Source organism: Mesorhizobium sp. RCAM 05099 (assembly GCF_059683685.1).
The window spans coordinates 5,568,943-5,591,554 of the sequence record NZ_CM185035.1 but is presented as its reverse complement, the minus strand read 5'-3'; the positions used below and the strand labels follow the sequence as shown (position 1 = coordinate 5,591,554).

The following is a 22,612-nucleotide window of genomic DNA, read 5'->3' as shown; positions in this document are numbered from 1 at the left end:
ACTCAGCAAAAACAATAGCTTTTAGGCGGATCGATCCGGGCCAACGGTACCATCGACTTCTCCCCTAAGTTACTGTTTTTGCTTTAAAAAGGTTCGGCTGCTGGCTTTCAGGCTTGCTCTGAAGGGCGAAGGCGCGAAGAGGAAGATCCTGATCGCTACCTCCACCATAATTTCCGCCACGCGGTCGAGCGCGCGCTCGATACGCTCAGCGGTGATCGGCCCAAGCGCAGGTGCGTGGCGCTTCACCGCCACACAACCGTAGCGATCCGATCTGCTTCAGCCCCTATCTCTACCGCGCTCGCAACCAGGTCGAGCGGTTCTTCAACCGGATCAAACATTGTCGCCGGGTGGCGACGCGCTACGACAGGCTGGCCGCCAACTACCTAGCCTTCGTACATCTCGCGTCAATCAGGCTATAGCTGCGCCTTTATGAGTCCGCGTCCTAATGCGGTTTGTCTGGACCGGTTCGGCTGGACCGGTTCGGCTGGACCGGAAAGGACTTGATCGGAACGCGACTGCAGGATCTTCTGGGTCCGCTTTACGCACTCAACCTACCCTATATCACCGCTGCTTCCAGGGGCCACGAGCAGGTGTTCAAGCGCGCCCGTAGTGCAGGCGATAGAAAATTGGAAAGCACGTGCGGTAACAGTTGATTCAACCATTGCTGGTATTCTAGGGAGGTGTGGTAGCGGCTCCGACACTGCGGCGGGGGTGGGTTGCCGGAGCCGCCTGCGCAGTCAGGGTTGGGATTCGACCGCGCTGTCCCAGAATAGGACGGCGCGGTCAACGATTCGTTAAAAAGCTTCGGAACTAATTAAGCATACGCTAATTGAATCGCGGTTTTGCGAGTCAGTTCATGCGTTTGAAGTTCATCCCGCCATTGATACCGATGCTCGTAGAGCAGCCTCCCGAAGGCGACGACTGGATTCATGAAGAGTTCGATGGCTATCGCTCGCGGCTGATCGTCGACGACGCCGGCACCAGTGCCCGACAAGTGATCGTTGGGACTTTTTAGGCGCTCTTCTTGCGTTCCGCCACTTCGACGCCAAGCCGGAACGCCTGGCCATCGGCATAGGAGCGTGCGTGACTTTCAGCCTCGAATGGGACTGTCAGCGTGTTGCCGTAGGCGGTAACGCGGACAGTCCATTTCTTGTCGCGAATGATTTCGACGGCGTGCTGCTCGGGCGATTCCATGATTTCCTCCACCATCACCAAGTGAGAGGGCGCAAAAATAGCGTCGTAAAGTCGTTTGAATGCGAACAATTACACACAGCCGTGTCGCAATGTTTTGAATCGACCGCGCATGCCCGTAGGGCCCGTGCCGACGGCAATGGCCTAGGCCCTTGAGCAACTGTAGCGGATCTGTGAGTAAGGCTTACCGCGCTGACGGTCGATACGTGACGGCGTTCAGCGAAGCCGGCCGTCAGTTTCGCGGCCGCTATGATGAGGCCGGGGGAATGATGTCGACGTTCGTCGAGCACAGCCTTTTGGAGGTCACACAGACGCCAATCGATGGCCCGGATGTTTTGCGGCTGTGGCGCGACCTTCCGCTCCCGCGAGAAGGCGATTGGCGATCCACTTCAAAGTCGTCGACGATCATCTGCGAAGATGGGCGATTGGAACGAAAATGACCAGTCAGCGTTCTATGCGTCGTTGCTAATAACAATTCGCCAAAGGGAGGGTCGGCGTTGCAGTTAGGCGGGGGCAGCGAGAAGCTCACAGAGCGTCCAGACCAACTAAGCGCACTTTCGAGAAGCGCGATTGCTTGCGTCCGACGCCCGCGCCTCGATGCCCATGACGGATCAGCAATCAAATAGTTGGAATCGCGCATCTGCCATGGAAGCCGGCGAGATCGATCCCTGGCGTACAGCGAGGATCAGGTTCTCCAGCCCCAGTCGAACGTCATGCCATTGAATTCACGGGGGCGCTCCGTTCGACGCGCACAGTTGGCGGCGTCTCCAGTTGATCCGCAACAGTCTGCCAGCGATCGGCGAAATGGCCGTATGCGGTCTTGATCTGGACACCGACAGGAAGTTCCGGGCATTCATTCTCGCCATTGCTGCCCCAATTGACCCAACCGGACTGGCGCCGCTGGACGATCTGGAAAGCCCCCGACGGTTCCGATGTCCACCAGATCATGGCACGGCCCGTGGCCTCGTCGAATTCCACTGTCTTGTCGGCTGGACCGGGGAAGATCGTTTCGTGCGCGACGGCCGACACGTCGACCGGTTGATCTGTCAGGATCCAGTGCCGGTCCGTAAGATCAGCCTTGACATGCGCCGCTGCGCGCACACGTGCGAGGCGTTCGCGTAGCTCATCGTCCCCAAGCACGCCTTCCCATTTGCAAAACAGCCGCCAATAGAGGTCCCAATGGGCGGATTCGATGTCGCCGAGGTGCGAACGGAATTCCTCGAACTTCCGGCTCTGGTTGGCCGAGTTGGTCACCGTGTCGGCCACCATCGCGACGAGTTCGCCTGCGTAAGGGTCACCTGCACGGTAGCGCGTGCCGCCATAGGCGGCGAAGCGATCGAACACGAGCCTGCCCTTGCCGCCCTCGAACTCGTCGCCGACAGTAATCTTGTTGGTGACGGAGCGGCCGTTGATGACGGTCTGGAAAGGGTCGACGCAATAGCGGCGCTGGAAAAAGGGCGTCCCGTGGGTGAACATCCAGTCGATCGAGAAGCGCTTGCCCTTGAGTTCATCCAGCAGGCCGTCCGGGATCGTGCCGTGCATCCGGTAATGGTGCAGAACCGGACCGCGCTCCAGCGTCTCGATTTCGACGGTCGTATGCTCGGGAGGATTGATGAGACCGTTCTCCGGGGTGAAGAAAGGCCCGTAAAAGCCGCCGATGGCATTGTTGCCGGAGGGCAGCAGTTCGAAATCGTCGGCCAATGACCGGAAGTGGCGGATTCCCCACTTGGACGAACCGAGGCCTTGCGCTGTGCCTGAGCAGAGCTCGAGGTCGAATACACCCGTATCAAGGCGTACGAAGCAGTCCGCTTCCCTGCCTTTGAGAACAGTGATGCCGGGGGCGTCAACCGAAACTGCGTCGCAGGGCTCGTCCAGCATTAGCCGTAGGTGGCCGCTGAAGCTCACGGTCGCCGTGAAACGCGTTTCGCCTGGCTTGGCGTCCTGCGTCAGGCGCTGGCACAACACCCGGTTGCCAGCGTCGTCGCGAGCCCACCAGAGGGCATGCGGCAGGTCCGCGGCGACGGAAAAGACGATCGGCTCATGGTCGCGCCGGCCTGCGAGAGGATCTGTGATGGTGACGGCAAGGGTCATGGAGGTCCCTCCAGTGGAAAGTGGTGAATTGGGTAACGCGCCTGTCGCGTCAGGGCGGGCCGAGACGCCGTGGCGGTTATTGGCTGGACGCGCCGGGTGGCGCGTTTTTGCGAAAGCGGAAAAGCCCCGGCCGCTGCTTCAGGCTGTCGATGGCGACGGCTAGGATGATGACCACACCCTTGATCAGCAACTGAGTGAAGAAGGGTACGTTGAGCAGGATCAAACCGGTACCCAGCACACCAAGGATCACCGATCCTATGAGCGTGCCGACAATTCGGCCGCGGCCTCCGGCAAGGCTGGTACCGCCGAGCACGACCGCCGCGATCGCGTCTAGCTCATAGCCGGTCCCGGCGGTGGGCTGGGCCGAGATGACGCGAGCGGAGAAGATGACGCCCGCCAGACCGGCACAACCGCCGGCCAGGACATAGACCGATGTGATGACCCTCTTGACGCGCACGCCGGCGAGCTTGGCTGCCTCGGCATTGCCGCCCACGGCATAGACATGGCGGCCATAGCGCGTCCGCTCCAGAATGAACCAGATGATCAGGTAGACGATTGCCATCACAATGACCGGCACAGGGATGCCCCACAGGTATCCATTGCCGATGTCTTTGAAATTCAGGGAACTCGAAACGATCGGCTGGCCTTTGGTGATGGTATAGGCAAGGCCGCGCAGGAAGGTCATCGTCCCCAGGGTGACGATGAATGGCGCGAGCGAGAGGTAGGCGGTCAGCGCTCCGTTGACCAGGCCGCAGGCCGCGCCGACGGCAATGCCGACAAGGATGGCGGCGGGGGCGGGCACGCCCGCTATGGCGGCGATGACGGAGACCACGCCAGAAACGGCAATGATCGATCCGACGGAAAGGTCGATGCCGCCGGTCAGGATGACGAGCGTCATGCCTGCCGCCAGGATAGCGTTCACCGAGATGGCGCGCGCAATGTTGAGCAGGTTGTCGACACGGTTGAAATTCGGAGCGATGGCCGACATCAGGATCACCAGCGCGACCAGCACCATGAGAATGCCCACGCGGTCCCACCATTTGGCGAAATCGAAGGGGGCGCGATCCCGCGTGGTTGGTGTTGGCTGAGTGGTCTCGTCTCGGGCAGTATTCACGGTTGCATTCCTGTGTTTCCGCCACGGGTCGCGGTACCCGTCGCATGAAGCATCACTTCCTCTTCCGAGGTTTTCTCCGAAACCAGTTCGGACACGATTCTGCCCTCGCGCATGACCAGCAGGCGATCGCTTATCCCGATCGCCTCCGGCAGATCCGACGACATGACCAGGATTGCCTTGCCGGCGCGGGCGAGTTGGTCGATCTCCTCGTAGATCTCGCGCTTTGCACCGATGTCGACACCGCGGGTAGGTTCGTCGAGGATCAGCACCCTGGAATCGCGAAGCAGCCATCGGGCGAGTGCCGCCTTTTGCTGATTTCCTCCAGACAGGGCCTTCACAGGCAGCGAGAGTGCGTTGAGCCGGAGTTTGAGCCGCTTCATCTGCTCCATGACGGCATCGCGTCGTTCCGCCCGATTGACCACGCCTGCCGCGACGAAGCGGTCGAGCGAACTGATGGCAATGTTGTCCTCCACCGAATGGTCGAGGAACAGGCCTTGCTCCTTGCGGTTCTCGGGCACCATGCCGATGCCGTCGGCAATCGCCTCGAAGGGATCAGACGGATGACTGGGACGGCCTTCGATCCTGACTGAACCAGCGGTGCGCGGGTCGGCGCCGAAAATCAGGCGTCCGACTTCGGTTCGACCCGAGCCGATCAGCCCCGCCATGCACACCACCTCTCCGGCGCGAACCGAGAGGTCGACCGGGCCGACGTCTTCGCTGGCTAGTCCTTCGACCTCGAGGACGGCGGCGCCGGGGGTGCGTTTGTCGTGGTGGTAGAGGTCGGCGACCGGACGGCCGACCATCATGCGAACCACGTCCTGCGGACTGATCTCGGCCAGGGTGCCGGTCCCCACATAGCCGCCGTCACGGAACACGGTGACCCGGTCCGCCAACTGCCAAACTTCCTCCATGCGGTGCGAAATGTAGATCAGCCCCACGCCCGCCGAGCGCATCTGGCCTATGATCCGATAGAGTTCCTCTGCCTCGGCGCGCGACAGCGCCGCGGTCGGTTCATCGAGCACGAGCACGCGGGCGTTTTCGCCAACGGCGCGCGCGATCTCGACCAACTGCTGCATGCCCAGGCTCAACGAGCCGAGCGGCCGCCGCGGATCGATCGTCGAGTGGATGCGTGCCAGCTTCTCACGCGCCTGTTGCTCCATGCGGCGACGGTCGAGCATGCCGAAGCGCGTGCGCGGTTCACGTCCGAGCGCAAGGTTTTCCGCGACCGTCATGTCGCGAACGGTGTTAAGTTCCTGGTGGATGATGGCGATGCCGTTGGCGGAGGCATCGATCGGGGAGCGGATCTCGACTTCATGGCCATCGATAAGGATACGCCCCGCGTCGCGTTGGATGTTGCCGGCGAGGATCTTCATGAGGGTCGACTTGCCCGCGCCATTCTCGCCCATCAGCGCATGCACCTCGCCCGCTCTCAGGTCGAAATGGACCTTGTTCAAGGCCAGCGTTGCCCCGAAGCGCTTGGAGACGCCTTCGATGACAAGAAGCGGAAGTTGGGTGCTCATGGCAGCCTCACGGGTCTTGAGGCGGGGAGCGGCGCAAGGCCGCTCCCCGCCGGGCTGGTCTGGGAGATGGTTACCAGCCGGGATACTGGGTGACGTTGTCGCGAGTGACGAGAACGCTCTCAATGAGGATTGTTTTGTCCTTCGGCGCCTTGCCGGCAATCATGTCCTGCGCGACCTTCACCGCCTGGCGCACCATCTCCGCCGGGTTCTGCGTGGCGGAGCCGATGAACGGCGACCCTTCCCGCTTCAGTTCGGCGACCGCTTCGGGGCTGCCGTCCACGCCGGTGACCTTGATCTGGCTGGTCTTGCCGGCCTGTTCGACAGCAAGCACCGCGCCGAGCGCCGAGGGGTCGTTCATGCCGAAGATACCGGTGACATCCGGGTTGGCCGTCAGCATGTCGGTCGTCACGGCGAGGCCTGAGGCCCGGTCATTCTTCGAGGCTTGCTGGCCAACGATCTTGATGTCGGGAAACTTCGCGGCGACCGTCTTGCAGCCATTGATGCGGTCGATGATCGTCTGGATCGGTGTGCCGTCCACCAGGAGCACCTGACCTTTTCCGCCCATTTGCTGGAACAGGTACTCGCACGATTTCTCGCCCGCCTGTACCGCATTGGTCATGATCACCGCGTCGGCGCCGTGAGCCGGAGTATCGACCGCGATAACGATGATGCCGGCATCCTTGGCCCGCTGGATAGCCGGCTCGATGCCGGTTTCGTCTACCGCAGAAATGACGATCAGATTGACGCCCTGCTGCATGAAGGCGTCGATCTGGGTGTTTTGGTTGGCCAGGTCGAGTTGCGCGTCCTGCACGTTGACGGTGGCGCCGATCTGCTTGGCCGCATCTTCCGCGCCTTTGGTCATGGCGGAGAAGAACGGATTGGACATGTCCTGCACCATCAGGCCGATCTTCTCGATCTTGCTGGGAAGCTTGCCTTCCGCCGAGGCTGAGACTGCCCCGAAGGACAAGCCGAGCGCCACAAGGGACGCAGCAGTCATAAGCCGGATACTGGTCTTTGCTTTCATGTTTTTTCCTCCTTGTTGTCTGCCGCCGTGAAGTGACGGCAGATTCGGTTTCCTCGACTTCCAAGCCGCGACTATCACCGCGGCAGATTCCGGGTTTCGACTTGCCTAATCGTTTAGGTTCAAGCGCGAAGTAGTCCGGTCATCGTCCTTCCATTCCAGTTGTCGCTAAGCTGCCTGCGAGGTCATTGGGCCTTGCGCATGCGCGCTGTCTTTCGAACAGCCGCAGGAGCAGCGGATTATCAGGCGGGCGGGCACGCGCTGCTGATCCTCCGGAAGATAGACCGGGGTGGGCGCCTGGCCCCTTTTCTCGGCTTCGACCTGCTTGTCGATGATCCTGCGCAGGGTCATCGCAGCAAGGCGGCCGATCTGCTCGCTGTGCTCGTTCAGCACCGTCATCGGCGGATCGGTAAGCTCTGACCAGGCGAATTCGTCATAGGCCACCACCGCCATTTCCTGCGGTATTGCGACGCGCCTTTCAGCGGCAAGTTTCATGGAGCCGAGCAGCAGTGGGTTGTTGCCTGCGATCAGCGCGCGCGGAACCTTGCCGGTGGAATCGAGATGGCGCGCCAGCGTGCTGTAGCCGGACTGAGCGTCATTCTCCGACTCCAGCACCAGCAGGTCGGCCCCGTGGATCCGCGCGGCCTCCTTGATGCCGCGCTCACGGTCGAACCGCGTCGACCATTTCGACGGATAGACCAGAAACAGCCAGTCCTTGTACCCATGATCGGCAAGATGCTTACCCACCATCAGGCTGGCATTGTAGTTGTCGGTGGTCACGCTTGGTGTGTGCGCGGCCTCGGCAGGCGGCGAGGAGTCCACGAAGACCAGCGGGATATCCCAGCGCTCGAGCAGGCGCGTGTTCTCTGACTTCAGGGTCAGCGTCGAAATCACGCCGGCGGTCCGTGACTCGATGAGGCGGCGGATCATCCGATCCTCAAGGCGGGCGTCATACACGCCGTTGACCGCGACGTCGCCGACAACCACCGTCCACTCGGAAGGTTCCAGAGCTTGCTGTATGCCTGCCATCAGGTCGAGATAGTAGGAGTTCGAGGTGCTTGCGGTAATGACGGCAACCGAGTCTCGGCTGGCCCGCCGCAATTCCTGGGCCGCGCGGTTGAGCACGTATCCGAGATCGCTCGCCGCCTTCAGCACCTGCTGCCGGCTTGCCTCGGAGACCCCGTCGGCTCCGCTAAGAGCCCGGGACACGGTGAACACAGACAGGCCTGTGGCGCGACTGATGTCGCGCATCGTTGATCTTGCCAAGGGTCAATCCTCCCTCGTCGAGGTCAGCCGGAAGGCTCCACCTAAACGATTAGGATGACGTTTAGTCCTTATTCCGCCCGTTGTCAATTTGAGGTTTGGACCCGCGCCCGAGGTAACGATCCTGAACATCAAGGCCAGTCGACGTTGCGTGAGGACGTTGCTTGAGGGCAGCTGCCTCGCGGCTCACCTGGCTGGTCGCCATGAATGTGCTACCTATTGTGATACACATCGAGCTTGAAAGCAGAAGAAATTCAACAAAAACAATAGCTTGTTAAGCGGATCGATCGTGGCCGCCGAGGAAACGACATACGCCTGCCGGCGCGACCCCGGCAGGTCCGTGGCGAGCGTGACGACCGGAATCCCCTTCTCCGCAAACATTCCTACTATGGGTGCTCCAGGCAGATCGCGACGCCAAGCCCGCCGCCGATGCAGAGCGAGGCGAGGCCACGCCTGGCACCGCGCTTGTGCATCTCGTGCAGCAACGTGACGACGATGCGGCAGCCGGATCCGGCCAGCGGGTGGCCCAGCGCGATGGCGCCGCCATTGACGTTGATCAGCCCAGCGTCCCAGCCCATCTCGCGGTTGACGGCGATGGCTTGCGCGGCGAAGGCCTCGTTGATTTCCATCAGGTCGAGGTCGGATGCCGCCCAGCCTGCCTTGGCAAGCGCCTTGCGCGAGGCCGCCACCGGCCCCAGCCCCATCTGCATCGGCTCGACCCCGGCCGAGGCATAAGCGGCGATGCGCGCCAGTGGCGTCAGGCCGAGTTCATTCATGCGCTTTTCCGATATGACCATCACCGCCGCGGCACCGTCGTTCAGTCCGGACGAATTGCCCGCCGTGATGGTGCCGTCCCGATCGAAGACCGGCCGCAGACGCGACAGGCTTGCCAGCGTCGACGCGGAGTTGGGATGCTCGTCGCTGGCGATGACGCGCTCCTCGCGCTTGCCCATGATTGCTACAGGCACGATCTCGCCGGCGAAGCGGCCGGTCGCGATGGCGCTGCCGGCCTTTTCCTGCGAAGCCACAGCGAAGCGGTCCTGCTCGTCGCGGGTAATCTGGTAGCGCCGTGCAAGACCCTCGGCGGTCACGCCCATATGCACCTGGTTGGGTGCGTCCCAAAGGCCGTCGACGATCATCGAATCCTTGATCTCGTGGTCGCCCATCCTGATGCCGCGCCGTGCGCCGTAGAGCAGGTGCGGCGCCTCGGTCATCGAATCCTGGCCACCGGCAATGACGATGTCGGCGTCGCCGCAGCGGATCGCCTGGGCGGCGAGATGGATCGATTTCTGGCCGGCGCCGCAGACCTTGTTGACAGTCATTGCGGGCACGCTGACGGGAACGCCGGCGTTCAGCGCAGCTTGTCTTGCGGGGTTCTGTCCGGCACCACCGGTCAGGACCTGGCCCATGATGATTTCGGAGACCACGTCGCCTTCCACCTGTGCTTCCTCGAGAAGTGCGCGAATGACGCTCGCGCCGAGTTCGGCGGCAGGGACGCCGGCAAACGCTCCGTTTAGCTTGCCGATCGGCGTCCGCCTGGCGGCGGCGATGAACACATTCTGCATACGTTTCTTCACCCCTCGGCAGGCGGACAAATGGCCGTCTCGGCGTTCTTGACATTCTGGTTATAACCAATATTCTAGCTGCTGTCGGACGTATCGCCAAGAGCGAAACGCCAAGCGAATTTCCGGGAGGACTTGATGACATCCAGCGTGCTTTGGACGCCGGCGGCGGCCGCGTTCAAAACCTCCGGCCTTGCGCGTTTTGCCGCGGCAAACGGCTTCGATCCGCATGACTACGAGACGCTGCATCGCTGGTCGATCGGTGAAAAGGGCGCCTTCTGGCGCGCAGTCTGGAATTTTGCCGGCATCATCGGCGAGCCAGGCGAGGAGGCGTTCCAGGCCGATCCGTCGGCGCCGATGACCGGGAGTGCCTTCTTTCCGCAAGCCAGTCTCAACCTTGCCGAGAATCTGTTGCGCGGCGATGGCGCGGCGCTCGCCGTCGTCGAGGCCGACGAGACCGGCCATTTCCGACATTTCAGCCGCGCCGAGCTGCGCGTCATGGTCGCCCGCACGGCCCGTGGGCTGAGAGCGGCCGGTGTGGTGCGCGGCGACAGGGTCGGCGGCATCCTGCCAAACCGTATCGAGGCGCTTGCCGCGCTGCTCGCAACCTTGTCGATCGGCGCGGTGTGGTCGTCCTGTTCGCCGGATTTCGGCGTCGCGGCCATTCTCGATCGACTTGGCCAGATCGGTCCGAAAGTGCTTTTCGCCACACCGCGCTACCGTTATGGCGGCAGGGACCACGACATCGCTGGCAGGCTCGCCGAGATCGTTGCAGGCATGCCGGAGTTGACGACGCTTGTGACTTGTGGCGACCACGCCGCGATATCGGTTCGTGCCGGTATCACGTCCATCGGATTCGACGCGTTCGGCAGGGAAGGGCCGCTCGCCTTCGAGCGGGTGCCTTTCGCCCATCCCGCCTATGTCCTCTATACCTCAGGCACGACAGGCGCGCCGAAAGCCATCGTGCATTCGGCCGGAGGGGTGCTCATGCAGCACGTCAAGGAGCATCTGCTGCATGGCGATGTGCGGCCGGGCGACATCATGAGCTGGTACACCAACACCGCCTGGATGATGTATCACTGGCTGATCTCCGGCCTCGCCTGCAACGCAGCCGTCGTTCTCTATGACGGCGCGCCGATCCTGAAGACTTCAGAGGGGCTCGACCCGAGCCCGCTGTGGCGTGTCGCCGAAAGGGCCGGCGTCACGCATTTCGGCACCAGTCCGAAATATCTGGCGACACTCGCCGACGAAAATTATGCGCCGGGCAAAAGGCACGATCTGCCGGCACTACGCTCACTTCTCTCGGCCGGTGCGCCGGTCTCGCCCGGCCAGTTCGACTGGGTCTACCAGAACGTCAAGCCGGACATGATCTTCGCTTCGATCTCGGGCGGCACCGAGATCATCGGCTGCTTCCTGCTGGGGTCGCCGCTGCACCCGGTGCGCCGCGGCCATCTGACCGTCAAGGGCCTCGGACTGGCGGTGGCGGTGATGGACGAACGCAATGCGCCTGTCATTGCCGTGCAAGGCGATCTGGTCTGCACCGAGCCGTTCCCGTCGATGCCGCTGACCTTCTGGGGCGAGGGCGGCACCGAGCGCTATCACGCGACCTATTTCGCCGCGCGGCGCGAGATCTGGACCCATGGCGATATCGCCGAAATGACGGTGCATGGTTCGGCCATCGTGCATGGCCGTTCCGACACCACTCTGAAGCCCGGCGGCGTCAGGATCGGCACCGCCGAAATCTACGCGGCCTGCGAAAAATTCCCGGAGATCGAGGACTGTCTGGTGTTCGGTGCGCCGGTCACCGGCGACGAGGAAATCCTGCTCTGCCTGAAGCTTAGGGAGGGCCGCGCGCTGACGGCGGAGCTTGCCCTGCGCATCCGCAAACACATTCGCGAACAGGCGTCGCCGCGTCATGTGCCGCACCGCATCCACGCCGTCTCCGCCATTCCCTACACCCTGAACGGCAAGCGGGTGGAGGGCGCTGCCCGCACGGTGATCGAGGGCAAGGCGGTGAAGAACCTGGGGTCACTGGCCAACCCCGAAGTGCTCGACGAATACCGCCATCTCGACCGGAGCCATGCGGCATGAGCGCGGCACGGTCACGCGGCGCCATTGCCGGCATTGGCGAGCTCAAGCCGACGCGCCGCACCGAGGGGCGCACGACGCTGGAAATGATCGCCGAGGTCTCGCGGCTCGCCGTTCTCGATGCCGGGCTGGAGCCCGGCCATATCGACGGACTGCTGGTCGGTCCGCAGGTCGGCGAAACACCGCAGCACGTACCCGCGACGGTCGCCGAATATCTCGGCCTCAAACCCGACATGGCCAATGTCGTCGATCTCGGTGGCGCCTCCGGTGCCGGCATGGTCTGGCGGGCGGCGGCGGCGATCGAGGCCGGCATGTGCGAGGCGGTGCTCTGCGTTCTGGCCAACACCCGCGAGGCGGAGCCGGCGCGCTCCCCCAACCGCAATCCGATCCGCGAATTCGACGTGCCGTTCGGTGCGTCGGGCGCCAACATGTCCTATGCGCTGCTGATGCAGGCGCATATGGCCGAACACGGCTCGACGCCACACGATTTCGCCGCGATCGCCGCTTGGGCGCGCGCCAACGCGCAGCTCAATCCCGACGCGATCTTTTATGGCAAGCCGGCCGATGTCGGCGACGTGCTGGCGTCTCCCATCGTCGCCTCGCCTTTGCACCTGCTCGAGATCGTGATGCCGGTCGCCGGCGGCGAGGCGGTCGTCGTCGTCTCGGCCGAGCGCGCGCGCCGGCTGGCAAAGCCCGCAGTGCACCTGCTCGGCGCGGGCGAGAAGGTGACGCACCGCGCCGTGTCGCAGGCGCCGAGCCTCACCTCCGGCCCGCTCAAGCCGGCCATGGCGCGCGCCTTCGCGCAGTCCGGCACAAGTGTCGCCGAGATGAGCCTTTTGTCGCTCTACGATTGCTACACGATCATGGTGGCGGCGACGATCGAGGATGCCGGCCTCTGCGCGCCGGGACAGTTCGGCCGCTGGGTCGCTGATAATGCCCTCGGACCGTCCGGCGATGCGCCGCTGAATACGCATGGCGGCCAGCTCGGCTTTGGCCAACCTGATCTCGCCGGCGGCATGACCCATGTCGTCGAAGCGGTGCGGCAATTGCGCGGGCAGGCAACCGGACGGCAGATCGCCAACGCAAAACTGGCGCTGGTCACCGGCAATGGCGCGACGATGAGCGAGGCGACAGCGCTTGTCCTGGGAGCCGATCAATGAGCGTCGATCTCGATCTCCTGAAGACGCCGGGGCCGACCATTACCACGCTGACCGCGCCATTCTGGCAGGCTGCATCCGAGGGCCGGCTGGTCATCCAGTCCTGCGAAGCCTGCTGCAAGGCGGTGTTCTATCCCCGGCCGATCTGCCCGCATTGCTGGAGCAACCGCCTGGTCTGGCGCGAGGCGTCGGGCTGTGGCCGGCTCAAATCCTTCTCGGTCGTGCACAAGCCCGGCCATCCCGGCTGGCTGCCCGCCGCGCCCTATGTCGTCGGCTTGGTCGAGCTCGAGGAAGGGCCGACCATGTTGAGTTTCATCGTCGCCGAAGAGGCCGCATGCGCGGTTGGCCAACCGCTTGTGCTCGCGCCGACGCGCATCGGCGGCCGCACGCTGCCGGCGTTCAGGCCGTCGGCCAAGGACACAACCCCAGACACCACAACAGGACAGGACATACGCTCATGAGCACAGAGACGAAGGACGGCTGGATCGGCGTCGTCAAGGGACGGCCGCAAGTCGGCGCTTTCGCCGAGCGTTCGCGGCGCACGCGCCTCGAGGACATCGAGGCCTTCACCGAGATGACCGGCGACCGCAATCCGCTGCACTATGACAAGGCGCTGGCCGAGGCGTCCGTGTTCGGCAAGCTGATCGTCCAGGGCGGCGTCACCTCCGGCATCCTCAATGCGCTGGTGGCCGAGGATCTTCCCGGCCCCGGAACCGTGTTTCTCGAAGTGGCCTGGAAATTCGTCAAGGCGGTCGGCGTCGGCGAGATGATCACGGGCCGCGTCGAGATCAAGGAGGTGCGGCCCGACAAGCCGATCTGCAAGATCGAGACCTCCGTGCGCAACGAAGCCGGCGATGTCTGCCTGACCGGCACCGCGACGGTGTTCACCGTGCCGCTGGCCAAGGCCTGAGTTCTGGCGATGACGCTCTGGCGGGATTCCAATGCGGCTTCGCCGGCAGTGCTTGCCGAGGACGTGCATCGCTGGAGCGTCCTTGGCCTGCTCTGTCTTGCCGTCGTCCTGTCGCTGACCACCTGGTTCTCGGCAACCGCGATCACGCCCGAGCTGAAGGCGGCATGGCATCTGTCGGGCACGATCGAGGCCTGGCTGACCAATGGCGTGCAGATCGGCTTCGTTGTCGGCGCGCTTGTCTCAAGCCTCGTCAACCTGCCTGACGTGGTCAGGCTGAACCGGCTGATGGCGGTCTCGGCCCTGCTTGCCGCCGCCGCCAACGCGTGCCTGCTGTTGCAGCCCGGGCCGGTCGGCCTCGTCGCCGCCCGCATCCTCACCGGCGTGGCGCTGGCCGGCGTTTACCCGCCGGCGCTGAAGCTGGTCTCGACCTGGTTCACAAGGGGCAGGGGAGTGGCGCTCGGCGCCGTTATAGGGGCGCTGACGCTGGGCTCTTCGCTGCCGCATCTGTTCCGGGCACTCGCCGGTACGCTCGACTGGCAGTCGGTCGTGCTGGCCGCAAGCATCGCGACCCTCATTGGATCCGCGCTCTTCTGGTCCTTTGCCAGCGAAGGCCCGTATCCGTTCGGCAAGGCGGTGTTCGATCCGCGCCAGATCGGCGCGATCTTCCGCGACAGGCCGCTGGTGCTGGTCAACATCGGCTATCTCGGCCACATGTGGGAACTCTATGCCATGTGGGCCTGGCTGCTGGCCTATACCCGCGCGGCCCTCGAGACACAGCAACAGGCCTCTCCTTTCCTGGCGTCGCTGCTGACGTTCTGCGCGATTGCCGCCGGCGTCGGCGGTTGCCTGCTCGGCGGCGTGCTGTCCGACCGCTTCGGCCGCAGCTTGACCACGGCCGCAATGATGATCGTCTCCGGCTCCTGCGCGCTGACGATCGGCTTCGTTTTCGATGGACCGCTCTGGCTGTTCGCACTGATCGCGCTCATCTGGGGCATTTCGGTCATCGGTGATTCCGCGCAGTTCTCGGCAGCGGTGACCGAGCTTGGCGACCGGCGTTTTGTCGGCACGGCACTGTCGGTCCAGCTTGGCCTCGGCTTTGCCCTGACCGTGCTTGCGATCTGGCTGCTGCCGCATGTCGCGACCCTGCTTGGCGGCTGGCGCTGGGCGTTCCTGATGCTGGTGCCCGGGCCGCTCGTCGGTGCCGCCGCGATGCTCGTCCTGCGTGGGTTGCCTGTCGCCGCGAAGATGGCTGGCGGCAGGCGGTGATTTCATCGGCCTTGCCGGCTTGCACGACCGGGCTTGATTTCTCGCGCAAAGATTGAGTGTATCAGGCACGGCGATGATGCCGGTGCCGGGTTCGCCGACCGAGGCCGAGAATTCAAGGTGGGGAATGCTGAAGACCCGGGGAAGACCGCGCTACGACCAGGAAGACGCGGAGGCCGCGGAAACCTTTCGCGCCATCGGCGAGAAGATCCAACTCAACCGCGACGATGCCGCGCCTCTGTGGGTGCAATTGCGCAACCAGATCGAGGAGGCGATCAACACCGGCGTGCTGGCCGCCAATTCGCGCATTCCGTCCGAACAGGCGCTGTGTGACTTCTTCGGCGTCTCGCGGCCCGTGGTGCGCGCTGCCATCGGCTCGCTGTCCAATGGCGGAAGGGTCATCAAGATGCCCCGCAAGGGCATGTTCGTCGCGGCACCTCGCGAGCATGTCGACTTCATGACCTCGAACCTCAGCGTGTTCGGCGACTTGACCGCGAAGGGCCACGTCGTCTCGACCCGCACTTTCGAATTCTACCGTTGCCCGCCCAACGAAAAGGAAAGCAGCGTCTTCGGCATCCCGGAAACCGGCAGCGTCGTGCGCATCGGACGCGTCTACATGACCGATGGCTCGCCGATCACGCTCACCCATATCAGCCTGCCCGGCCACAAGGTGCCGGGGCTGGAGACCGTGGACATCGAGAACCAGTCTGTCTTCCAGACGATCCGCGAACGCTACGGCCTGACCGTGCTACGCGCCGAGCGCTGGTTCACCGCGGCGCTGCCGACCAAGGAAGAGGCAGAGCGCATGGGCGTGTCGCCGGCGACGCCGCTGATCTCGATCGAATCGATCGCCTACGATGCCGATGGTGCGGCGCTCGAATACTACCAGGCGCTCTACAATTCCTCTGTGGCACGCATCCACATGTCGATCGAGCAGAGCAGCGCCACGAACGCCTAGGGTTTGCCAAGGCAAGGCATTGCCGGCCAGGCCAAAAAGCGGAAATATTATTTCTGGTAATAACCAGATTGACATGGGCGATCGAGGACTTTAGGGTCTGCTCATGCCGCCGTCCTACGGGGTGGCGGGAGGAGTATTCCGGACACGGGTCCTGTCAAAAGCCGCCAGCGCGATTGGCGGCAGGCGCAAAGCTGTTGCTCTGCGCTCGGCGAAGCCGTGTCCGCGGTGGAGGAATTGCAATGGACTACAGGCGTCAGCTCGATCTCGATGGCGAGATTGCCATTGTCACCGGCGGCGCTCGCGGCATCGGCTTCGAGGCCGCGAAGGCCCTCGGCAGTTGCGGCGCGCATGTCGTGCTGATCGACCTCGACCGGAGCCCGCTCGACGCCGCTGTCTTGGCCCTCGCCGATGCCGGCGTCACCAGCGTCTCCATCCGGCAACTCGATGTGACCGACCCGAGCGCGCTGGAGGCAGCCGCCGCCGATCTGGCGGCCGAATTCGGCAGGCTCGACATCCTCGTCAACAGCGCCGGCATTGCCCGCCTCAACTCGGCGCTCGACACGCCCGACGAGGAATGGCGGCTGGTCATGGACGTCAATGTCAACGGCGTCTACTGGGCATCGCGCGCCTTCGGCCGGCACATGGTGGCGAAAGGCAAGGGCAGCATCGTCAATCTCGGCTCGATGTCGGGCCTGATCGTAAATCGTCCGCAAACAGCGGCGTCCTACATGGTCAGCAAGGGCGCGGTCCACATGCTGACCAAGGCGCTCGCCGTCGAATGGGCGCCGATGGGCGTGCGCGTCAACGCGCTCGCCCCCGGCTATGTGGCGACCGACATGACGCTGAAAATGCGCGACCGCCCCGAACTGTTCAACGTGTGGATGGACATGACGCCGATGGCGCGCTGCGGCGAGCCGCAAGAGATCGCCTCGGCGATCCTGTTCCTCGCGTCGCCCGCATCGAGTTACGTCACCGGCGCGATCCTGTCGATTGACGGCGGTTATACGGCCTGGTGACGGGTCGACAAGCAATGGGAAAAGACATGTCCGCCTCAGACACGCAAATACGCCAGTCGATCATCGATGCCTGCATCGAGATGAACAGGGTCGGCATCAACCAGGGTACGTCAGGCAACATCAGCGTGCGCCACGGCGAGGGCATGCTGATCACGCCGACGAGCACGCCCTATGCGACGCTGAAGCCGCAGGACATCGTGTTCATGAACTGGGCCGGCGACGCCGAAGGCAGGCTTGACGCCTCGAGCGAATGGCGCTTTCACCTCGACATCCTCAAGGCGCGGCCGGAGGTCAATGCGATCGTCCACGCGCACCCCACCTACTGCACGACGATCGCCATCATGGGCAGGAAGATCCCGGCGATCCACTACATGATCGCCGTCGCCGGCGGCAGCGATATACGCTGCGCCCCTTACGCAACCTTCGGCACGGCCGAGCTGTCGGTCAATGCGGTCAAGGCACTTGAGGGCCGCAAGGCGTGCCTCCTGGAACATCACGGCATGATCGCCGTCGGCACCTCGCTCGACAACGCCATGTGGCTGGCGGTCGAGGTCGAAACGCTGGCACGGCAATATCATGGCTGCCTGCAGATCGGCGAGCCGCCACTGCTTTCGGATGAAGAGATCGGGAATGTCATCGGCAGGATGGCCAGCTATGGCCACCGCGATGCCGCCGATGCCGCCTGAGGAGGCGGTTACCAATTCCGGGCGATGCGTCCGGTGCAACGCTTCAGAGACGGCTCTGGAGTTTCTTTGGCTAGGGAGGAATTCGATGTCAAACATTTCCGGAAAGAGCATTGTAAAGGCGGTTGCTCTCGCGCTTGCCATCACCAGCGGCCTTGTTGCCGCCTCTGGTGCGCAGGCGGAAGAGCTTTCCCTGAAGGGCAAGACCATCGGCGTCTCGGCGATCGGCACCGATCACTATTGGGACCTGATGGCGTTCCGCGGCATCCAGGACGAGGTCAAGCGCCTCGGCGGTGAGGTGATCGCGCTCGATGCCGGCCGCAAGGACCAGCAGCAGATCGCCCAGTTGCAGACGCTGATCGCGCAGAAGCCCGACGCCATCATCGAGCAGCTCGGCAACCTCGAAGTGCTGAACCCGTGGCTGGCCAAGATCCGCGAAGCCAACATTCCGCTGTTCACCGTCGACACGGCGACGCCTTACGCCATCAACAACACGACCTCGAACAACTACAACATCGGCGCCGAGATCGCGCTGCAGATGATCGCCGACATGGGCGGCAAGGGCAATGTACTGGTCTTCAACGGCTTCTACAGCGTGCCCGTGTGCAAGATCCGCTACGACCAGATGAAATATGTGCTGACGTCGTTCCCGGACGTCAAGATCATCGAGCCGGAACTGCGCGATGTCATTCCCAACACCGTCCAGGCGGCCTATTCCAACGTCACAGACATGCTGACCAAGTCGCCGGAGAAGGGCTCGCTGAATGCGGTCTGGGCCTGCTGGGACGTGCCGCAGATCGGCGCCACCCAAGCGGCCGAAGCCGCCGGCCGGCCGGAGCTGAAGACCTACGGCATCGACGGTAGCCCGGAAGTCATCAAGATGGTGATGGACGAGAAGTCGCCGGCAGCCGCCGTCGCCGCCCAGCAGCCCTATGAGATCGGCAAGACATCGGTGCAGAACGTCGCCAAATTCCTGGCCGGCCAGAAGGTGGCGCCGTTCACCTTCGTGCCCGCCGTGCTGATCAACAAGGAGAACGCCGCCGTCACCGGCAAGCCGTTCCTCGAGGCGGCCGAAAAGGCCGGCGTGAAATAAGGCCTCCCAAGGCTCCCCTCCAGTCGGTAAGCATTGACTGGTTCCGGCCGCGCCGTTTCGACGGCGCGGTCCTCAATTCCTCCGCGCAAGGAGCAGGGCATGACCGTGCAACCCGCAGCAACTGAAATCGCCATCTCGATGACCGGCATCTCCAAACGCTTCGGTCCTGTCCAGGCGCTTCACGACGCAGACCTTCAGGTGGCGCGTGGCACCATCCATGGCCTCGTCGGCCAGAACGGCGCCGGCAAGTCGACGATCATCAAGGTGCTGGCCGGAATCCTCAAGCCCGACAGCGGCACCATCGCCATCAATGGCGAGACCGTCGGCAATATCACGCCTTTTTCGGTCGAGCGGCTCGGCGTTCACTTCATCCACCAGGACCGCCTGCTGGTGCCGACCGCGACGGTTGGCGAAGCGGTGTTCCTGCGTCATGAGCTCGGTTTCGGCCCGTTCGTCAGCCGCCGTTCGATGAACCCGCGCGCCGCCGAACTGCTCAAGCGCTATTTCGACCTCGAACTCCCGGCGGGCGTCCTGATCCAGGACCTGACGACGGCGCAGCAGAAGATCGTCCAGATCACCCGCGCGCTGGCGCAGAAGGCCTCCGTGCTGGTGCTCGACGAGCCGACCGCGGCACTGGTCAAACGCGAGGTGGACAGCCTGTTTGCCGTGCTGCGCCGGCTGCGCGACGACGGCATCGCCGTCATCTTCATCTCCCACTACATGCAGGAGATCGAGCAGCTCTGCGACCGCGTCACGGTGATGCGCAACGGCACCGATGTCGGCACCGTCGATCCGGCGCGGACCCCGATCGACGAGATCATTGCGATGATGATCGCGCGCGATGTCGGCGAGATGTTTCCCAAGCGCTCGGTCGCCATCGGCGCGCCGATGCTCGAAGTCTCGCATCTCGGCATGGCCGGCAGTTTCGAGGACATCTCGTTCTCGGTGCGTCGCGGCGAGATCGTCGGCCTGACCGGTCTGCTCGGCTCGGGCGCCAAGGAGGTCGTGCAGTGTCTGTTCGGGCTGGATCGCGCCGAGCGTGGCGTGATCAAGGTCGAGGGCAAGACACTCTCGCTGTCGTCGCCGGTGCATGCCGTCCAGGGCGGCATCGCCATGCTGCCGGAGGACCGCCGCGCCCATGGTGTCGCCATCGACCTGTCGGTGCGCGAGAACATCAGCCTTGCCAGCCTCGGCCGCTACAGCGGCAGCGGCTTCGTCAAGCGTGGGCTGGAGAACAAGGCGATCGACGGGCTGATCCGCGAACTGTCGATCAAGACCCCCGGCCGCGATACGCTGGTGCGCCAGCTCTCCGGCGGCAACCAGCAGAAAGTGGCGATCGCCAAATGGCTGAGTTGCCAGTCGCGCGTCTACATCCTTGATGAGCCGACCGTCGCTGTCGATGTCGGCGCCAAGGTCGAGATCTACAATCTGCTGAACCGGCTGGCCGGCGAGGGCGCCGCCATCCTTCTCCTGTCGTCCGACCTGCTTGAACTGGTCGGTGTCTGCGACCGCGTGCTGGTCGTCTATCGCGGGCGGCTGTCAGGCGAATTTTCCGGCGACGACCTCGACGGCGACCGGCTGCTTGCCGCCTCGTCGGGCGCACGCACTGTGAAAGCGGAGGCCTCCTGATGACCGCGACCACGATGAAACCTGTGGTGAAAGCCACCGGCGCGTCCCCTGACGTCGTGCGGAGCGAAAAGCCGCGGATGCAAAACACCGGCAAGCGCATCGGCGCCGTCGCGGTGCGGCTTGGCGCCATCGCCACCTTCGCCGCGATCTTGGCCTATTTCACGCTGTTCGCGCCGGGCTTCCTGTCCTCCTTCAACCTGATCAACGTCGTCGAGCAATCAGCGATCCTCGGCGTGCTCGCCTTCGGCATGGCGGTGGTCATCATCGGTGGCGGTTCCAATGTCACCGAGGGCGGCATCGACCTGTCGATCGCCGCCAATATGGGCCTGTGCGCGGCGGTGTTCGCGACAGCCCTGCAGGCGGGCTATCCCGACGTGGTGGCGATCCTGGCCGCCATCGTCGTCGGCATCGCGGTCGGGGCGCTGAACGCCATCGCAGTCGTCGGTCTCGGCATCCTGCCGCTGCTGGCATCGCTGGCGGTGATGAACATCGCCGCCGGCGCCGAACTGACGCTGACGCAGAACACGGTGGTGGGCGCCGCTTCGCCGCTGCTGGCCTTCCTGGTGTCGGGCAGCTTACTCGGCATCTCGGCGCTCGCCTGGTGCCTGATCCTGTTCTCCGCCATCATGCTGGTCTTCATCCACAAGACGGGTTTCGGGCTCAGGCTGTATGCCGTCGGCGGCCATCCGGAAGCGGCGCGCGCCGCCGGCATCAGCGTGCCGCTCTATGTCGCCTTCACCTACATGTTCTCAGGCTTTTGCGCCGCCATCGCCAGCGTGCTGGCCGTCTCGCGGCTGAGCGCCAGCACGCCGGGCTCCGGCGAAATGCTGCTGTCGGTGCTGGCCGCTGCCCTTCTCGGCACCGTCTTCTCGCGGCGACTGGTGCCGACGATCGGCGGCACGCTGCTCAGCGTGTTGTTCATCGGCTTCCTCGCCAACGGCTTCCAACTGCTCAACGTCTCCAGCTACTGGGTCAACGGCGTGCAGGGCGCGTTGATCCTGCTGGTCGTCGCCGTCACATCCTTTGCCCGCGGACCGGAGGCATCCCGATGAGCATCGCTCCCAACATCCAGGCAACCGGCGCGCAGAAGATCGGCGGCTTCCTCGCCAGCTACAGCGTGGTCATCACCTTCCTCGCCATCTGCCTGTTCTTCGCCATCGCCAGCCCGACCTTCCTGACCGGCGCCAACCTCTACAACGTGCTGGTCAACAATGTGGTGATGCTGGCCATCGTCGCGCTCGGGCTCACCATCGTCATCTCGTCGGGCGGCATCGACCTGTCGGTCGGCGTCTCGGTCGACATGGCCTCGATGGTGTTCGTCATGCTGCTCGCCGCCGGCTATGGCGGCGTCTTCGGCGTCACGGTCGGGCTGCTGGCGGCGGTCGTCGTCGGCGTGCTCAACGCCATCCTGATCACCCGGCTGAAGATCAGCCCGTTCCTCGGCGACGCTCGGCGTGCTGTTCATCGGCCAGAGTACGCAGCAGCTGGCGACCAGCGGCGGCCAGCCGATCTATCTCATCACGGGCTATGCCGGCGACCAGTTCAACGCCATCGCCAGGACCACGCTGCTCGGCGTGCCGACGCCGGTGCTGGTGCTGATCGCCTGCATCGTCGTCGTCTACCTGCTGCTGCATCGCTCGGTCTTCGGCCGCGCTGTGCAGGCCATGGGCGCGCAGCCGGGCGTCGCCTGGTATTCGGGCCTGCGGGTGCCCCGCCAGCAGTCGCTGGTCTATATCGGCTGCGCGCTGCTCTGCGGCATCACCGGCATCCTGCTCTCGGCGACGGTCAAATCCTATGTGCCGCTGTCGGGCAACGCCTTCCTGCTCGACGCCATCGGCGCCACCTTCATCGGCACCACGCTCAGCACGGAGCGCCGGCCGACGGTGATCGGCACATTGCTCGGCGTGCTGCTGCTGGCGGTGGTCAAGAACGGGCTGCTGCTCATCGGCTGGAATTTCTATTGGCAGCAGGTCGGCATCGGCGTGCTCGTCTTCCTGGTCCTTGCCGTCAGCTTCGGCCTGCGCCGTGCCCGTCACTAATCTCACTGCCGCTT

General features: G+C 64.0%; 21 protein-coding genes and 2 pseudogenes. 15 read left to right on the top strand and 8 right to left on the bottom strand.

Annotation, left to right across the window (positions count from 1 at the left end):
- Window positions 1-69: 69 nt before the first annotated feature.
- The gene (locus tag AC56QQ_RS27560; protein ID WP_497129275.1) at window positions 70-252 is read right to left on the bottom strand and encodes a hypothetical protein; all 183 of its coding nucleotides are present in this window, start codon (window positions 250-252) and stop codon (window positions 70-72) included.
- Window positions 253-287: 35 nt separating this feature from the next.
- Here AC56QQ_RS27560 and AC56QQ_RS27555 point away from each other — a divergent pair.
- Both AC56QQ_RS27555 and AC56QQ_RS27550 read left to right on the top strand, forming a co-directional pair.
- A pseudogene (locus tag AC56QQ_RS27555) lies at window positions 288-419 on the top strand (transposase); the annotation flags it as partial.
- Between the two features lie 437 nt (window positions 420-856).
- A complete protein-coding gene (locus tag AC56QQ_RS27550) occupies window positions 857-1,015 on the top strand; it encodes a hypothetical protein (protein WP_497124117.1) in 159 nt (52 codons plus the stop codon).
- On the opposite strand, the gene AC56QQ_RS27545 is transcribed toward AC56QQ_RS27550, so the two are convergent.
- The 7 genes from AC56QQ_RS27545 to AC56QQ_RS27515 all read right to left on the bottom strand — a co-directional run bounded on the left by AC56QQ_RS27545 (window position 1,012) and on the right by AC56QQ_RS27515 (window position 9,765).
- Window positions 1,012-1,194, bottom strand: a complete 183-nt coding sequence (locus AC56QQ_RS27545; RefSeq protein WP_256752464.1) for a hypothetical protein — start codon at window positions 1,192-1,194, stop codon at window positions 1,012-1,014. The two genes, AC56QQ_RS27550 and AC56QQ_RS27545, sit on opposite strands and share 4 nt — an antisense overlap.
- 708 nt (window positions 1,195-1,902) lie before the next feature.
- On the bottom strand, window positions 1,903-3,282 hold the full coding sequence (locus tag AC56QQ_RS27540; RefSeq protein WP_497124116.1) for a hypothetical protein: 1,380 nt from the start codon (window positions 3,280-3,282) through the stop codon (window positions 1,903-1,905).
- Between the two features lie 76 nt (window positions 3,283-3,358).
- Window positions 3,359-4,396 carry an ABC transporter permease subunit gene (locus AC56QQ_RS27535; RefSeq protein WP_497124115.1) on the bottom strand — a complete coding sequence of 346 codons (1,038 nt, stop codon included), beginning with the start codon at window positions 4,394-4,396 and terminating at the stop codon, window positions 3,359-3,361.
- The gene (locus AC56QQ_RS27530) at window positions 4,393-5,916 is read right to left on the bottom strand and encodes a sugar ABC transporter ATP-binding protein (protein WP_497124114.1); all 1,524 of its coding nucleotides are present in this window, start codon (window positions 5,914-5,916) and stop codon (window positions 4,393-4,395) included. The genes AC56QQ_RS27535 and AC56QQ_RS27530 overlap by 4 nt, the downstream gene beginning before the upstream one ends.
- Before the next feature lie 70 nt (window positions 5,917-5,986).
- Window positions 5,987-6,940: an ABC transporter substrate-binding protein gene (locus AC56QQ_RS27525; RefSeq protein WP_497124113.1), complete on the bottom strand. Its 954-nt coding sequence runs from the start codon at window positions 6,938-6,940 to the stop codon at window positions 5,987-5,989.
- Between the two features lie 165 nt (window positions 6,941-7,105).
- Window positions 7,106-8,188: a LacI family DNA-binding transcriptional regulator gene (locus AC56QQ_RS27520; RefSeq protein ID WP_497124112.1), complete on the bottom strand. Its 1,083-nt coding sequence runs from the start codon at window positions 8,186-8,188 to the stop codon at window positions 7,106-7,108.
- Between the two features lie 398 nt (window positions 8,189-8,586).
- Window positions 8,587-9,765 carry an acetyl-CoA C-acetyltransferase gene (locus tag AC56QQ_RS27515; protein ID WP_497124111.1) on the bottom strand — a complete coding sequence of 393 codons (1,179 nt, stop codon included), beginning with the start codon at window positions 9,763-9,765 and terminating at the stop codon, window positions 8,587-8,589.
- Between the two features lie 135 nt (window positions 9,766-9,900).
- Between AC56QQ_RS27515 and AC56QQ_RS27510 the strand changes: the two genes are divergently transcribed.
- The 13 genes and pseudogenes from AC56QQ_RS27510 (at window position 9,901) to AC56QQ_RS27450 (ending at window position 22,598) form a co-directional block, all read left to right on the top strand.
- On the top strand, window positions 9,901-11,853 hold the full coding sequence (locus AC56QQ_RS27510; protein WP_497124110.1) for an acetoacetate--CoA ligase: 1,953 nt from the start codon (window positions 9,901-9,903) through the stop codon (window positions 11,851-11,853).
- Window positions 11,850-13,010: a thiolase family protein gene (locus AC56QQ_RS27505; protein WP_497124109.1), complete on the top strand. Its 1,161-nt coding sequence runs from the start codon at window positions 11,850-11,852 to the stop codon at window positions 13,008-13,010. The genes AC56QQ_RS27510 and AC56QQ_RS27505 overlap by 4 nt, the downstream gene beginning before the upstream one ends.
- Complete coding sequence (locus AC56QQ_RS27500; protein ID WP_489859905.1) at window positions 13,007-13,468, top strand: Zn-ribbon domain-containing OB-fold protein; 462 nt, start codon at window positions 13,007-13,009, stop codon at window positions 13,466-13,468. The genes AC56QQ_RS27505 and AC56QQ_RS27500 overlap by 4 nt, the downstream gene beginning before the upstream one ends.
- The gene (locus AC56QQ_RS27495) at window positions 13,465-13,917 is read left to right on the top strand and encodes a MaoC family dehydratase (RefSeq protein ID WP_489858172.1); all 453 of its coding nucleotides are present in this window, start codon (window positions 13,465-13,467) and stop codon (window positions 13,915-13,917) included. Before AC56QQ_RS27500 ends, AC56QQ_RS27495 begins: the two co-directional genes overlap by 4 nt.
- A gap of 9 nt (window positions 13,918-13,926) precedes the next feature.
- A complete protein-coding gene (locus tag AC56QQ_RS27490) occupies window positions 13,927-15,183 on the top strand; it encodes an MFS transporter (protein ID WP_497124108.1) in 1,257 nt (418 codons plus the stop codon).
- A gap of 52 nt (window positions 15,184-15,235) precedes the next feature.
- Window positions 15,236-16,138, top strand: a complete 903-nt coding sequence (locus AC56QQ_RS27485) for a GntR family transcriptional regulator (RefSeq protein WP_497124107.1) — start codon at window positions 15,236-15,238, stop codon at window positions 16,136-16,138.
- A gap of 239 nt (window positions 16,139-16,377) precedes the next feature.
- On the top strand, window positions 16,378-17,154 hold the full coding sequence (locus AC56QQ_RS27480) for an SDR family NAD(P)-dependent oxidoreductase (protein ID WP_497124106.1): 777 nt from the start codon (window positions 16,378-16,380) through the stop codon (window positions 17,152-17,154).
- Between the two features lie 26 nt (window positions 17,155-17,180).
- Window positions 17,181-17,840 carry an L-fuculose-phosphate aldolase gene (locus AC56QQ_RS27475; protein WP_497100589.1) on the top strand — a complete coding sequence of 220 codons (660 nt, stop codon included), beginning with the start codon at window positions 17,181-17,183 and terminating at the stop codon, window positions 17,838-17,840.
- Window positions 17,841-17,925: 85 nt separating this feature from the next.
- Entirely contained in the window at window positions 17,926-18,930 is a 1,005-nt protein-coding gene (locus AC56QQ_RS27470; RefSeq protein ID WP_497124105.1) for a sugar ABC transporter substrate-binding protein, read from the top strand.
- A 99-nt stretch (window positions 18,931-19,029) separates the two neighbouring features.
- The gene (locus AC56QQ_RS27465) at window positions 19,030-20,559 is read left to right on the top strand and encodes a sugar ABC transporter ATP-binding protein (RefSeq protein WP_497124104.1); all 1,530 of its coding nucleotides are present in this window, start codon (window positions 19,030-19,032) and stop codon (window positions 20,557-20,559) included.
- Window positions 20,559-21,611, top strand: a complete 1,053-nt coding sequence (locus AC56QQ_RS27460; protein ID WP_497124103.1) for an ABC transporter permease — start codon at window positions 20,559-20,561, stop codon at window positions 21,609-21,611. Before AC56QQ_RS27465 ends, AC56QQ_RS27460 begins: the two co-directional genes overlap by 1 nt.
- Window positions 21,608-21,937, top strand: a pseudogene (locus tag AC56QQ_RS27455) (ABC transporter permease); the annotation flags it as partial. The gene AC56QQ_RS27460 and the pseudogene AC56QQ_RS27455, both read left to right, overlap by 4 nt.
- Window positions 21,938-22,013: 76 nt before the next feature.
- On the top strand, window positions 22,014-22,598 hold the full coding sequence (locus AC56QQ_RS27450) for an ABC transporter permease (RefSeq protein WP_497129149.1): 585 nt from the start codon (window positions 22,014-22,016) through the stop codon (window positions 22,596-22,598).
- The last annotated feature ends 14 nt before the right edge of the window (window positions 22,599-22,612 follow it).

What these genes read in the sequence shown, in the direction of transcription:
- AC56QQ_RS27550 (WP_497124117.1), top strand. Translation starts at nt 857, where the DNA reads ATGCGTTTGAAGTTCATCCCGCCATTGATACCGATGCTCGTAGAGCAG.
- AC56QQ_RS27545 (WP_256752464.1), bottom strand. Translation starts at nt 1,194, where the DNA reads ATGGAATCGCCCGAGCAGCACGCCGTCGAAATCATTCGCGACAAGAAA.
- AC56QQ_RS27540 (WP_497124116.1), bottom strand. Translation starts at nt 3,282, where the DNA reads ATGACCCTTGCCGTCACCATCACAGATCCTCTCGCAGGCCGGCGCGAC.
- AC56QQ_RS27530 (WP_497124114.1), bottom strand. Translation starts at nt 5,916, where the DNA reads ATGAGCACCCAACTTCCGCTTCTTGTCATCGAAGGCGTCTCCAAGCGC.
- AC56QQ_RS27525 (WP_497124113.1), bottom strand. Translation starts at nt 6,940, where the DNA reads ATGAAAGCAAAGACCAGTATCCGGCTTATGACTGCTGCGTCCCTTGTG.
- AC56QQ_RS27520 (WP_497124112.1), bottom strand. Translation starts at nt 8,188, where the DNA reads ATGCGCGACATCAGTCGCGCCACAGGCCTGTCTGTGTTCACCGTGTCC.
- AC56QQ_RS27515 (WP_497124111.1), bottom strand. Translation starts at nt 9,765, where the DNA reads ATGCAGAATGTGTTCATCGCCGCCGCCAGGCGGACGCCGATCGGCAAG.
- AC56QQ_RS27510 (WP_497124110.1), top strand. Translation starts at nt 9,901, where the DNA reads ATGACATCCAGCGTGCTTTGGACGCCGGCGGCGGCCGCGTTCAAAACC.
- AC56QQ_RS27505 (WP_497124109.1), top strand. Translation starts at nt 11,850, where the DNA reads ATGAGCGCGGCACGGTCACGCGGCGCCATTGCCGGCATTGGCGAGCTC.
- AC56QQ_RS27500 (WP_489859905.1), top strand. Translation starts at nt 13,007, where the DNA reads ATGAGCGTCGATCTCGATCTCCTGAAGACGCCGGGGCCGACCATTACC.
- AC56QQ_RS27495 (WP_489858172.1), top strand. Translation starts at nt 13,465, where the DNA reads ATGAGCACAGAGACGAAGGACGGCTGGATCGGCGTCGTCAAGGGACGG.
- AC56QQ_RS27490 (WP_497124108.1), top strand. Translation starts at nt 13,927, where the DNA reads ATGACGCTCTGGCGGGATTCCAATGCGGCTTCGCCGGCAGTGCTTGCC.
- AC56QQ_RS27480 (WP_497124106.1), top strand. Translation starts at nt 16,378, where the DNA reads ATGGACTACAGGCGTCAGCTCGATCTCGATGGCGAGATTGCCATTGTC.
- AC56QQ_RS27475 (WP_497100589.1), top strand. Translation starts at nt 17,181, where the DNA reads ATGTCCGCCTCAGACACGCAAATACGCCAGTCGATCATCGATGCCTGC.
- AC56QQ_RS27470 (WP_497124105.1), top strand. Translation starts at nt 17,926, where the DNA reads ATGTCAAACATTTCCGGAAAGAGCATTGTAAAGGCGGTTGCTCTCGCG.
- AC56QQ_RS27465 (WP_497124104.1), top strand. Translation starts at nt 19,030, where the DNA reads ATGACCGTGCAACCCGCAGCAACTGAAATCGCCATCTCGATGACCGGC.
- AC56QQ_RS27460 (WP_497124103.1), top strand. Translation starts at nt 20,559, where the DNA reads ATGACCGCGACCACGATGAAACCTGTGGTGAAAGCCACCGGCGCGTCC.